The 11841-nt window shown below is 65.2% G+C and carries 8 protein-coding genes; 5 read left to right on the top strand and 3 right to left on the bottom strand.

Annotation, left to right across the window (positions count from 1 at the left end; all coding sequences use genetic code 11):
- The first annotated feature begins 65 nt into the window (after positions 1-65).
- Both ABIC03_RS08865 and glyS read left to right on the top strand, forming a co-directional pair.
- The gene (locus ABIC03_RS08865) at positions 66-1001 is read left to right on the top strand and encodes a glycine--tRNA ligase subunit alpha (protein ID WP_354057194.1); all 936 of its coding nucleotides are present in this window, start codon (positions 66-68) and stop codon (positions 999-1001) included.
- Complete coding sequence (glyS, locus tag ABIC03_RS08860; RefSeq protein ID WP_354057192.1) at positions 1001-3100, top strand: glycine--tRNA ligase subunit beta; 2100 nt, start codon at positions 1001-1003, stop codon at positions 3098-3100. The genes ABIC03_RS08865 and glyS overlap by 1 nt, the downstream gene beginning before the upstream one ends.
- A gap of 258 nt (positions 3101-3358) precedes the next feature.
- Here glyS and ABIC03_RS08855 read toward each other — a convergent pair whose 3' ends face one another.
- A complete protein-coding gene (locus tag ABIC03_RS08855) occupies positions 3359-3712 on the bottom strand; it encodes a DUF1236 domain-containing protein (protein WP_007594952.1) in 354 nt (117 codons plus the stop codon).
- Positions 3713-3935: 223 nt separating this feature from the next.
- On the opposite strand from ABIC03_RS08855, the gene ABIC03_RS08850 reads away from it, so the two are divergent.
- The 3 genes from ABIC03_RS08850 (at position 3936) to ABIC03_RS08840 (ending at position 9118) form a co-directional block, all read left to right on the top strand.
- A complete protein-coding gene (locus ABIC03_RS08850; RefSeq protein ID WP_354057190.1) occupies positions 3936-4091 on the top strand; it encodes a DUF3096 domain-containing protein in 156 nt (51 codons plus the stop codon).
- Between the two features lie 96 nt (positions 4092-4187).
- Complete coding sequence (gene ppdK, locus ABIC03_RS08845) at positions 4188-7166, top strand: pyruvate, phosphate dikinase (RefSeq protein WP_354057188.1); 2979 nt, start codon at positions 4188-4190, stop codon at positions 7164-7166.
- 497 nt (positions 7167-7663) lie between these two features.
- Positions 7664-9118 carry a cell wall hydrolase gene (locus ABIC03_RS08840; protein ID WP_354057186.1) on the top strand — a complete coding sequence of 485 codons (1455 nt, stop codon included), beginning with the start codon at positions 7664-7666 and terminating at the stop codon, positions 9116-9118.
- A gap of 118 nt (positions 9119-9236) precedes the next feature.
- Here ABIC03_RS08840 and nadC read toward each other — a convergent pair whose 3' ends face one another.
- Both nadC and ABIC03_RS08830 read right to left on the bottom strand, forming a co-directional pair.
- Positions 9237-10115 carry a carboxylating nicotinate-nucleotide diphosphorylase gene (gene nadC / locus ABIC03_RS08835; RefSeq protein WP_354057184.1) on the bottom strand — a complete coding sequence of 293 codons (879 nt, stop codon included), beginning with the start codon at positions 10113-10115 and terminating at the stop codon, positions 9237-9239.
- Positions 10116-10127: 12 nt separating this feature from the next.
- A complete protein-coding gene (locus tag ABIC03_RS08830) occupies positions 10128-11732 on the bottom strand; it encodes an L-aspartate oxidase (protein ID WP_354057182.1) in 1605 nt (534 codons plus the stop codon).
- Between the last annotated feature and the right edge of the window lie 109 nt (positions 11733-11841).

Genomic DNA, 11841 nt, shown 5'->3' with positions numbered 1-11841 from the left:
ATTCCCACCCCTGCCGTCGATACGGTCCCGCGCGATTCAACCCCCCGCGAGAGCCCGATCTGACGATGGACGCCTCCTTGCCCGCCCATATGCGCCCGGAACGCTCGTTCCAGGGTTTTATCCTCGCGCTCCAGCGGTTCTGGGCCGAGCAGGGCTGCGTGATCCTGCAGCCCTATGACATGGAGATGGGCGCGGGTACCTTCCATCCGGCGACGACGTTACGCGCACTCGGGCCAAAGCCCTGGAATGCGGCCTATGTGCAGCCCTCGCGGCGGCCCAAGGACGGCCGCTACGGCGAGAATCCGAACCGGCTGCAGCACTACTACCAGTTCCAGGTGATCATGAAGCCGTCGCCGCCGAACCTTCAGGAGCTGTACCTGAAGTCGCTCGCCGCGATCGGCATCGATTCCGCCATGCACGACATTCGCTTCGTCGAGGACGATTGGGAGAGCCCGACGCTGGGCGCCTGGGGCCTCGGCTGGGAGTGCTGGTGCGACGGCATGGAAGTCAGCCAGTTCACCTATTTCCAGCAGGTCGCGGGTGTCGAATGCGCGCCGGTCGCGGGCGAACTCACCTATGGGCTCGAGCGGCTCGCGATGTACGTGCAGGGCGTCGATCGCGTCTACGACCTCAACTTCAACGGCCGCGACGGTGACGCCAAGGTCACCTATGGCGATGTCTTCCTGCAGGCCGAGCGGGAATATTCGAAACACAATTTTGAGATCGCGGACACCGCGATGCTGTTCGAGCAATTCAAGATGGCTGAAAGCGCGTGCAGAAAGTACCTAGAAGCTGGCTGGAAGGACGGCAAGCGCGAGGCCCATCTGATGTCGCTGCCGGCCTATGACCAGTGCATCAAGGCGAGCCATGTGTTCAACCTGCTCGACGCGCGCGGCGTGATCTCGGTGACCGAGCGGCAGAGCTACATTCTTCGCGTGCGCGAATTGGCAAAAGCTTGCGGCGAGGCCTGGATCCATACTGAAGCGGGCGGAGCTGCCTGATGCCCGATCTTTTGCTTGAACTGTTTTCCGAAGAAATCCCCGCGCGCATGCAGGCCAAGGCGGCGGAGGATTTGCGCCGCATGGTCACCGACAAGCTCGTCGCCGAAGGTCTCGTCTACGAAGGCGCCAAGGCGTTCGCGACGCCGCGCCGCCTCGCGCTGACCGTGCACGGCATCCCTGCGCGCCAGCCTGACCTGAAGACCGAACGCCGTGGACCGAAGATCGGCGCGGCCGATGCCGCCGTGCAGGGTTTTCTGAAAGCGACGGGTTTGACGTCGCTGGATGAGGCCAAGATCCAGCGCGACCCGAAGGGCGACTTCTACATCGCGCTGATCGAGAAGCCCGGCCGCGACGCCATCGACGTGCTCGCGGAAATCCTTCCCGTCATCATCCGCACCTTCCCCTGGCCGAAATCGATGCGCTGGGGCGCGCGCTCCGGCAAACCAGGATCGCTGAGCTGGGTGCGCCCGCTGCACGCGATCATTGCGACGTTCGGGCTCGAAACCGAAGAGCCCGATGTCGTCAAATTCTCGGTGGACGGCATCGAGGCCGGCCAGACCACCTACGGCCATCGCTTCATGGCACCTAGCGCGATTTCCGTGCGCCGCTTCGAAGACTACGAAGCGAAGCTGAAGGCGGTAAAAGTCATCCTCGATCCGCAGGCGCGCAAGGACATTATCTTTGCCGACGCCAAGGAGCTGACCTTCGCGCAAGGGTTCGAACTGGTCGAGGACCAGGTGCTGCTCGATGAGGTTTCGGGCCTCGTCGAATGGCCCGTCGTCATGATGGGATCCTTCGAAGCGGAATATCTCGCGATCCCCGATGAGGTGATCCGCGCCACCATCCGCAACAACCAGAAGTGCTTCGTCGTCAAAGATCCCAAGACGGGCAAGCTGACCAACAAGTTCGTCCTCACGGCGAACATCGAGGCGCCCGACGGCGGCAAGACCATCGTCGCCGGCAACGAGCGCGTGATCCGTCCGCGCCTGTCGGATGCGAAGTTCTTTTATGAGACGGATCTGAAGACGAAGCTGGAAGACCGGCTGCCGAAGTTCGAGCAGATCGTGTTTCACGAGAAGCTCGGCACCCAGGCCGCGCGCATCAAGCGGATCGAATGCCTCGCCGCCGAGATCGCCCCGCTGGTCGGCGCCGATGTCGCCAAGGCGACGCGCGCGGCGCATCTGGCGAAGGCGGATTTGCTGACCGAAGTCGTCGGCGAATTCCCCGAGGTGCAGGGCCTGATGGGCAAGTACTACGCGCTCGCGCAGGGCGAGGATGCCTCCGTCGCCGCGGCCTGCGAGGAGCACTACAAGCCCCAAGGGCCAGCTGATCGCGTGCCAACCGATCCGGTCAGCGTCGCAGTGGCGCTCGCGGACAAGCTCGACACGCTCGTTGGCTTCTGGGCCATCGATGAGAAGCCGACGGGAAGCAAGGACCCCTATGCGTTGCGTCGCGCGGCGCTGGGTGTGATCAGGCTGATCGCTGAGAACGCACTGCGTCTGTCGATCATGAAGATGGCGGCGTCCGCACTCGCCGGCTTGTCCTTGAAGCCTGCCGATGCGCAGAAGCTTCCGAGCGACCTGCTCGCCTTCTTTGCAGACCGGCTGAAAGTGCAGCTCCGCGAACAGGGTGCGCGGCACGATCTCGTCGATGCCGTGTTCGCGCTTGGCGGCCAGGATGATTTGCTGATGATCGTCCGCCGCGTCGAGGCGCTCGGCAAATTTCTCGAGACCGATGACGGCAAGAATTTGCTCGCCGGTATCAAGCGCGCCAGCAATATCCTCGGCATCGAGGAGAAGAAGGACAAGCGCAGCTTCGACGGTGCGCCGGATGCTGCGCTCTACGGCCTCGGCGAGGAGAAGGCGCTGGCCAAGGCGATCGGCGAAGTAAAGGCGGAGGCAAGCGCTGCTGTCGCGAAGGAAGACTTCGCTGCCGCAATGAGTGCGATGGCCAAGCTACGTCCGCCGGTCGATGCGTTCTTCGAGAAAGTTCGCGTCAACGACGAGGATGCGAAGGTGCGCGAGAACCGCCTGAAGCTGCTCAACGAGATCCGCAGCGCCACGCGTGCGGTGGCGGATTTCTCGAAGATCCAGGATTGATCTCGTGCCCCGGACGCAGCGCAGCGCTTCTTAGCGGTGCGCTGCAGAGCCGGGGCCCATGCTGCTGCGTGCTCGCGGCTTCTGGGTCCCGGGTCTGCGCTTCGCTTGCCCGGGACACGAGAGCAGCACCCACACACGAAGCACAAAAAAGCCCCGCCCGGCGGGGGGAGGACCGGGCGGGGCCTGATGTCCGACTAAACTGCTCGCGTCAGCCTGATTGATGTGACGCGCCGGACACCTAGTTGATCCCTCACAACGCTAGTCCATCACCTCGACGATGCGCCGCGAGCGCGGCTCGACCAGCACGGTCTCGCCGTTCACGACGGTGTAGCGATAGGTGGTGGCGCCGAAACGTTGCGGCACGTCATAATAGGTGACGCCGCTTTCAGGTAAGGTGGCACCGACCACCACGCGATCCGGGATGCGGAAAGCCGGCACACGTTGTTCAACGACATAGTCGCGGAAAGCCGGCCGCTGCTCGACCGCAATGGTCGGGCCACTGTCGACGACGACGGGCGCGCGTCCCACGGTGACGCTGCTTTGCGCCTGCGCCGCAAGGGGCGAGCCGATCGCGGCCGCGAGCGCTGCAAGAGCAAGAATCCTGTTCCGCATGGGCAACTCCTTCGAGAAGGTTTTCGGGAAGCGCCAATGGCGCGACCGGTTGCCAATGCATGCGTCTTCGCGATGTTCCGGAAAATGCCCGCCGCATTCGCGGCATTTTCGGGCAGTTTTCGCGAAGCCGGGAACTCGCGCGTGCCCAGTGCGTCTCTACCCGCGGAACCCAGTCCGCTATGATCCCGCCGCGATTCGCCCCCACCCCACGGAAAGTAAATTCATGCACATCACCGTCGCCCACATCTCGCCGATCCTGTCGCTGTTTGCGGGTGTGCTCATCCTGATCATGCCGCGCCTCCTGAACCTGATCGTCGCGATCTTTCTCATCATAAATGGTGCGATCGGGCTCGGATTGTTGAAGTGGCTCCATCTCTAGGCCTTCATTCTACGGAACTCTCCGACTTGCGCGGACCTGCCCAAAGTGGTGTAAGGCCCGCAATTACCCATTCCTCTCGCAGGTTGTGTGCAAGCTATGGCCAAAGCCGCCTCGAAAACTCCAGCGAAAATGCCAGCGAAATCAAAGTCCTCCGCCAAGGCGAAAGCCGCGCCGGCGGCCCGCAAGGCACTTGCCAAGCGCGCTCCGAAGCCCGTGGCCAAGGCCGCTGCGAAGCCGGTTGCCAAGGCTGCTGCCAAGCCGGCTGTGAAGCCTGCCGCCAAGGCTGTTTCCAAGGCTGTTGCAAAGGCACCGACGAAGCCTGTTGCGCCGAAAGTCGCTGTGAAGCCGGCACCGAGCAAGACTGCTTCAACCAAGGCTGCGCCTGTTGCGGCCAAGGCCGGCAAGTGGGTGTTCACCTTCGGGGACGGCAAGGCCGAGGGCAAAGCGGAGATGCGCGATTTGCTCGGCGGCAAGGGCGCCAACCTCGCCGAAATGGCCAATCTCGGCCTGCCGGTGCCTCCCGGCTTCACCATTCCGACCTCGGTCTGCACTTACTTCTACGCGCACGACAAGTCCTATCCGAAGGAATTGCAGTCGCAGGTTGAGAAGGCGCTCGACCATGTCGGCAAGTTGACCGGCAAGATCTTCGGCGATTCCAGGAACCCGCTGCTCGTCTCCGTGCGTTCCGGCGGCCGCGCCTCGATGCCGGGCATGATGGACACCGTGCTCAATCTCGGCCTCAACGACGAGACCGTGGAAGCGCTGTCGGAACTGTCAGGCGATCGCCGCTTCGCCTATGACAGCTATCGCCGCTTCATCACCATGTATTCGGACGTGGTGCTCGGCTTCGAGCATCATCATTTCGAGGAAATCCTCGACACCTTCAAGGACAGCCAGGGCTACACGCTCGACACGGATCTCACCGCCGACGACTGGGTCGATCTGGTCGGCAAGTACAAGGACGTGGTCGCGCGCGAAACCGGCAAGGATTTTCCGCAGGATCCGCACGACCAGCTCTGGGGCGCGATCGGCGCGGTGTTTTCATCCTGGATGAACGCTCGCGCGGTGACCTACCGCAGACTGCACGACATTCCGGAATCCTGGGGCACCGCGGTCAACGTGCAGGCCATGGTGTTCGGCAACATGGGCGAGACCTCGGCGACCGGCGTTGCCTTCACGCGCAATCCCTCGACCGGCGAGAGCAAGCTCTACGGCGAGTTCCTGATCAACGCGCAAGGCGAGGACGTGGTGGCGGGCATCCGCACGCCGCAGGACATCACCGAGGAAGCGCGCAAGGACTCGGGCTCCGACAAGGCGTCGATGGAATCGGCGATGCCGGAGGCCTTCAAGGAGCTGACGCGGATCTACACGCTGCTCGAGAAGCACTACCGCGACATGCAGGACATGGAGTTCACGGTCGAGCAGGGCAAGCTCTGGATGCTGCAGACCCGTGGCGGCAAGCGCACCGCGAAAGCGGCGCTGCGCATCGCGGTCGAGCTCGCCAATGAAGGCCTGATCACCAAGAAGGAAGCGGTGACGCGGATCGACCCCGCCTCGCTCGACCAGCTGCTGCACCCGACCATCGACCCCAACGCCAAGCGCGACGTGATCGCGACCGGCCTGCCGGCCTCGCCGGGTGCGGCCTCAGGCGAGATCGTGTTCTCCTCGGACGAAGCGGCCAAGCTTCAGGCCGACGGACGCAAGGTGATTCTGGTCCGGATCGAGACCAGTCCCGAAGACATCCACGGCATGCACGCCGCCGAAGGCATCCTGACCACCCGCGGCGGCATGACCTCGCATGCTGCGGTGGTCGCGCGCGGCATGGGCAAGCCCTGCGTCTCCGGCTGCGGCACCATCCGCGTCGATTACGGCCGCGGCACCATGAGCATCGGCTCACGCACCTTCAAGACCGGCGACGTCATCACTATCGACGGCTCGCTCGGCCAGGTGCTCGCCGGCCGCATGCCGATGATCGAGCCCGAACTGTCCGGCGAGTTCGGTACGCTGATGAAATGGGCCGACCAGGTCCGCAAGATCGGCGTGCGCGTCAACGCGGACACGCCGGAGGACGCGCACACCGCGATCAAGTTCGGCGCCGAAGGCATCGGCCTCTGCCGTACCGAGCACATGTTCTTCGAGGAGACGCGCATCCGTACGGTCCGCGAGATGATCCTCTCCGAGGACGAGCAGTCGCGCCGCGCTGCGCTGGCAAAGCTGCTGCCGATGCAGCGCGCCGACTTCGTCGAGCTGTTCGAGATCATGAAGGGCCTCCCCGTCACGATCCGCTTGCTTGATCCGCCGCTGCACGAGTTCCTGCCGCACACCCATGCCGAGGTCGAGGAAGTGGCGCGCGCCATGAACACCGACCCGCGGCGCTTGGCCGACCGCGCGCGCGAGCTGTCGGAGTTCAATCCGATGCTCGGCTTCCGCGGCTGCCGCATCGCGATCGCCTATCCCGAAATCGCCGAGATGCAGGCGCGTGCGATCTTCGAAGCGGCGGTCGAGGCCGAGAAGCGTACCGGCAAGGCTGTCGGCCTCGAGGTGATGGTGCCGCTGATCGCCACCAAGATGGAGCTCGACCTCGTCAAGGCGCGCATCGATTCCACCGCGAAGGCGGTGATGCGCGACACCAACACCAAGCTGACCTATCAGGTCGGAACCATGATCGAGCTGCCGCGCGCCTGCCTGCTCGCAGCCGAGATCGCGGAGAGCGCCGAGTTCTTCTCGTTCGGTACCAACGACCTCACGCAGACGACGTACGGCATCAGCCGTGACGATGCCGCGAGCTTCCTCGGGACCTACGTGTCCAAGGGCATCCTGCCGATCGATCCCTTCGTCGCGCTCGACCAGGAAGGCGTCGGCGAGCTCGTCAAGATCGGCGTCGCGCGCGGCCGCAAGACGCGCGCCTCGCTCAAGGTCGGCATCTGCGGCGAGCACGGCGGCGATCCCGCCTCCGTCGCCTTCTGCCACGCGATCGGCCTCGACTACGTCTCCTGCTCGCCCTACCGCGTCCCGATCGCCCGCCTCGCCGCCGCGCAAGCCGCGCTCGGCAAGGCGATCGCGAGCCAGGCATAAGCGGGCGAGTTAAAATGTTGAGAGCGAAAGAGGCGGGGCAAACCCCGCCTCTTTCATTTGAAGCGATGCTCTCGCCACACTGTCATCGCGACCACCACACACTCGCTGTCATCGCCCGGCTCGACCGGGCGATCCAGTACGACGAGACGTCAGTGCTTGAACGCAGAAGCCTCAGCGTACTGGATGCCCGCCTTCGCGGGGCATGACAGCGGTTGTTGATGTGACGATGGAACCGAACCGCGCGGCCCGTAGCGATACGTGCGCGCAAGAGTTCCTTCACCATTCGCGTTGACCAATTGTTTACCCCGTCGCGTGAGGGCGCATTTACCAAGGCGCATCGTCACCCCGTGAAAACACCTGCGATTGCTTGCGTGTGCCGCATGCGCAACGCCGATTAACGCCCCGGCAACCTAAATTAGATACTCACGATAAAGATCGAATTGCACGGATGTACTGCGGCTCGATTTTTCTAGCGTAAGCGTAGCGTGAGCGTATCGATGTTTTTGTTGCGTACCCATCCGAAGGGCGCGCGGTTCGCGTCCTTCGGCATCGGTCTCTGCATCTTCGCATTGATGCCGAGAGAGACCGGCTATCAGGACATTGCCTCGCTGCTGGCGCGCCAACCCGGCGTCGCGGAGCGTTGGCAGAAGCAGGTGTTCTCTGCTGCGTCCTCCATACAGCTCGCCACCTACAGTTTTTCCCGGCCGATCGGCACTTCGGCGCCGCAGAGCGCGATGGTTCGCCTCGCGAGCCTCGACGGCCGCGACGTCACCGGCGCGATCAGCCGCAATCCGGCGCTTCAGGCGCCGCCGCGCTACCAGGCCGCCGATTTTCCCAAGGTCGATCGCTCCATGAAGGGTGATCGCCTCGCAACGGTCATACCGACGCAGGCTCCCGAAGCGGGCGCGCCGACGGCAGCGCCGACGCAGGAAGATCCCGCGACGTCGAACAGCTCGGTGTTCGGCGCCAAGACTGTCGCTTTGCCACAGGCGATGTCGCCGGAGTCCGCGGCCGTGCTCGACCCCGAACTCGCGGAAGCGCTGCGCGCGCCGCCGTTGCCGCAATACACCAATGCGCCACAAGCCAGCGACGCTGCGCGCTCGCTCGCGCTCCAGCCGCTCGAAGCGCTGAAGCAGGCCACCATTCCGGCTGCACCGCCGCGCGATCCATTCCGCGTCAAAACCTCGAACCTATTCTTCGGCAGCTCCTCGCTCGGCGGCAATGTCGAGAGCATCGAGAGCTGGCAACCCGGTGCGGAGCCGCTGATCGTGATGCCCGACCCCGACATGAAGGTGACGGCCTCGCTGTCGCCGCCGTCCGTGGATATTGCGAGGGATATCGAAAGCGGCGAGAGCGTCGCGCCGAAGGGTGAGGTCAACGTCGACAACCAGCGCGCCAGATCGCCGGCGGAGCGGCTCGCACTCGACGACAAGTCGCGCGCGAAATCCGAAAAATGCCTCGCGGAGGCCATCTATTTCGAGTCTCGCGGCGAGGCCGTGCGCGGCCAGATGGCGGTTGCGCAGGTGGTGATGAACCGCGTGTTCTCCGGAAAATATCCGGACACGGTGTGCGGCGCCGTCTATCAGAACAAGCACCGCCATCTCGCCTGCCAGTTCACCTTCGCCTGCGACAACAATGCCGACGTGATCCGCGAGCCCGAGATGTGGGAGCGTGCGAAAAAGATCTCGAAGGCCATGCTCGACGGCCAGATCTGGCTGCCCGAGGTCGGCAAGTCCACGCACTACCACGCCTATTGGGTGCGCCCGTCCTGGGTCGCCGAGATGAAGAAGATGTACAAGACCGGCGTCCACACCTTCTATCGCCCGCGCGCCTGGGGCGACGGCAGCGAGGAACCGAGTTGGGGCACCCCGGCGCAGACCGCCGCGCTCTCCGCCGAGCTCACCCAGGAAGCCAAGAGCTCCGCCGAGATGGGCGTAAGCGAACGAAGGTAGGCGTTCACAAGAATTCGTCATGCCCGGGCTTGTCCCGGGCATCCACGTTCTTTGCACCGAGTTGCAAGGCGTGGATGGCCGGGACAAGCCCGGCCATGACGGAGAGGTAAGACCGACCTCACGCCTCGATATCCAGCGCGCAGTCGAAATTCGGCGCCGAATGCGTCAGCGCGCCCGCGGAAGCGTAGTCGACGCCGGTCGCCGCGATGGCTGCGATCGAGTCCAGGGTGACACCGCCGGATGCCTCCAGCTCGAGGCGTCCCTCGTTGATCCCAACGGCTTCGCGCAGCGTCGCAATGTCCATGTTGTCGAGCAGCACGGCGTCAGCAAGGCCGGTGTTGAGCACCTCGCGCAACTGCGGAAGCGTGTCGACCTCGATCTCGATCTTGACGAGATGGCCGGCATGGGCGCGTGCGCGCTCCAGCACGGGACGGATGCCGCCGGCGACAGCGATGTGGTTGTCCTTGATCAGGATCGCGTCGTCGAGCCCGAAGCGGTGATTGTAGCCGCCGCCGCAGCGAACCGCGTATTTCTCCAACGCGCGCAGCCCGGGCGTGGTCTTTCGCGTGCAGCAGATTCGCATCCGGGTGCCCTCGGCGCGCGCAACGTAGTCGGCCGCGAGCGTCGCAACGCCCGACATGCGGCCGACGAAATTCAGCGCGGTCCGCTCCGCCGTGAGGATGGCGCGTGCTGGCCCCGAGATCGTCAGCACCTGCTGCCCGCGGGCGACGCGCGCGGCGTCGCGAACATGTGCGCGTACCTCGATGTCAGGCGAGAGCTTTTGCAAGGTGGCGAGCGCCAGCGGCAAGCCGGCGATCACGCCGGATTGCCGCGCGACCAAGATCGCTTGCGCCTTCGTTGCCTCGGGAATCGTCGCAAGCGAGGTGATGTCGCCGGCGCGGCCGAGATCCTCGCCGAGCGCGCGGAGCACTGCCTCGTCAATCGCGAGTGGGGAGAGGAAGGCGTCGGGATAGAGCAGAGAGGTCGGGGTGATCATGGGAAGACTCCGTCAGACGGTCAATGGTTGCGCGGTTCGTGGTTTCGGACGTTCGGTCAGGCTGTCCGCGATCTCGCGCACTGCTGCGAGCGTGGTCATGGTGCGTTGCGCGAGGGCGGGAACGTCCGCGGAATGGTCGGAGCGGAAATGCGCGCCGCGGCTCTCGCACCGGTTCGAGGCCGACGCCGCCACGAGCAGGGCTGCCGTTGCCATGTTGCGGACCGCGATGCTCGTGGCCTCGTGTTCGAGCGCGGCGAAGCTGCGAACCGCGTCCGCAAGCCCGTCATCATCGCGGATCACGCCGACATGCGCGCTCATCAGCATCCGCAGCTGCTTCACGGCCGCAGCATCCGGCGCGCCGCCCCGCGGTATCACCACGTCCGCAAGGCGGGCGGGCGAGGGGCTGGTGCGGCCGGCGATGTCATCGGCGATGCGTGCGGCGTAGACCACGGCCTCGAGCAGCGAATTCGACGCAAGCCGGTTCGCGCCATGCGCGCCGGTGGACGACACTTCGCCGCCGGCCCAGAGCCCGTCGATCGAGGTGCGGCCGCGATCGTCCACCGCGATGCCGCCCATGTGATAGTGTGCCGCGGGTGCGATCGGGATGACCTGCGTGGCAGGATCGATGTCGGCAGCGATGCAGCTAGCATGAACGGTCGGGAATCTGTCGGCAAAACGTCCGCCCAGCGCCTGCCGCGCGTCGAGGAAGGCGCCGCGCCCGGCCGATATCTCCGCGAACACTCCGCGGGCCACGATGTCGCGCGGTGCGAGTTCGGCGAGCGGATGGCGCGCCGCCATGAAACGTTCGCCACGGCCGTTGATCAGCGTCGCGCCTTCGCCGCGTAGCGCTTCGGTGGCGAGCGGCGCGGGATCGCGGCCGACCATGATGGCGGTCGGGTGAAATTGCACGAACTCGGGATCCGCAATGACCGCGCCCGCGCGCGCGGCGATCGCAAGGCCGGATCCGCCCGCCTCACGCGGATTGGTGGTGACGGCATAGAGATGGCCTATGCCGCCCGTGGCGAGCACCACCGTCCGCGCGGCGAGCAGGATCGGGCGTGCTTCCGCCTCGCCAGTTTGGCGCAATTGTAGGCCGGTCACGGCGCCGTCCTCGGTCAACAACGCTTCGGCGACGAAGCCTTCGATCAGCCGGATCGACGGCGCGCGCCGCACGGCATCGCTCAGCGCCGCGATGATGGCGGCGCCCGCGCCATCACCGCGCACATGCACGATGCGGCGCGCCGAATGTGCGGCTTCGCGCCCGACTGCGAGCCGGCCTTCGAGATCGCGGTCGAACGGCACGCCGTAGGCGAGAAGATCGTGAATCCGCGGCGCGGCTTCCCGTGCGATGCCGAGCGCCACCGCTTCGTCGACGATGCCGCTGCCGACCGCGATCGTGTCCGCGGCGTGCGCCTCCGGCGTATCGCCTTCAGCCATTGCAGCGGCGATTCCACCTTGCGCCCATGCGGACGACGCGCCCTGTCCGAGCGGCGCGGCCGAGATCAATGTCACCGGCCGCGGCGCGAGCTTGAGCGCGCAGAACAATCCGGCAAGGCCGCCGCCGACGACGACGACATCGTCGGTGCGGGGGAAGTCGTGGATGGTATTTGTTGTCATAGCTTTCTCCAGGCTCTCGCCGTCGTCCCGGCCTAGTGCGCAATTGCGCACGGGGGGCCGGGACCCATACGTCGCAGCAGCTGTTGTTTGGCTCAGCTGTTTGACGCTG

The sequence above is a fragment of the Bradyrhizobium sp. RT6a genome (assembly GCF_040547675.1).
Classification (GTDB): Bacteria; Pseudomonadota; Alphaproteobacteria; order Rhizobiales; family Xanthobacteraceae; genus Bradyrhizobium.
Note: the sequence above shows the minus strand (reverse complement) of the source record. Positions and strands in the feature narration are given on the sequence as shown.

What these genes read in the sequence shown, in the direction of transcription:
- ABIC03_RS08830 (WP_354057182.1), bottom strand. Translation starts at nt 11,732, where the DNA reads ATGACAACAAATACCATCCACGACTTCCCCCGCACCGACGATGTCGTC.
- ABIC03_RS08850 (WP_354057190.1), top strand. Translation starts at nt 3,936, where the DNA reads ATGCACATCACCGTCGCCCACATCTCGCCGATCCTGTCGCTGTTTGCG.
- nadC (WP_354057184.1), bottom strand. Translation starts at nt 10,115, where the DNA reads ATGATCACCCCGACCTCTCTGCTCTATCCCGACGCCTTCCTCTCCCCA.
- ABIC03_RS08865 (WP_354057194.1), top strand. Translation starts at nt 66, where the DNA reads ATGGACGCCTCCTTGCCCGCCCATATGCGCCCGGAACGCTCGTTCCAG.
- ABIC03_RS08855 (WP_007594952.1), bottom strand. Translation starts at nt 3,712, where the DNA reads ATGCGGAACAGGATTCTTGCTCTTGCAGCGCTCGCGGCCGCGATCGGC.
- glyS (WP_354057192.1), top strand. Translation starts at nt 1,001, where the DNA reads ATGCCCGATCTTTTGCTTGAACTGTTTTCCGAAGAAATCCCCGCGCGC.
- ABIC03_RS08840 (WP_354057186.1), top strand. Translation starts at nt 7,664, where the DNA reads ATGTTTTTGTTGCGTACCCATCCGAAGGGCGCGCGGTTCGCGTCCTTC.
- ppdK (WP_354057188.1), top strand. Translation starts at nt 4,188, where the DNA reads ATGGCCAAAGCCGCCTCGAAAACTCCAGCGAAAATGCCAGCGAAATCA.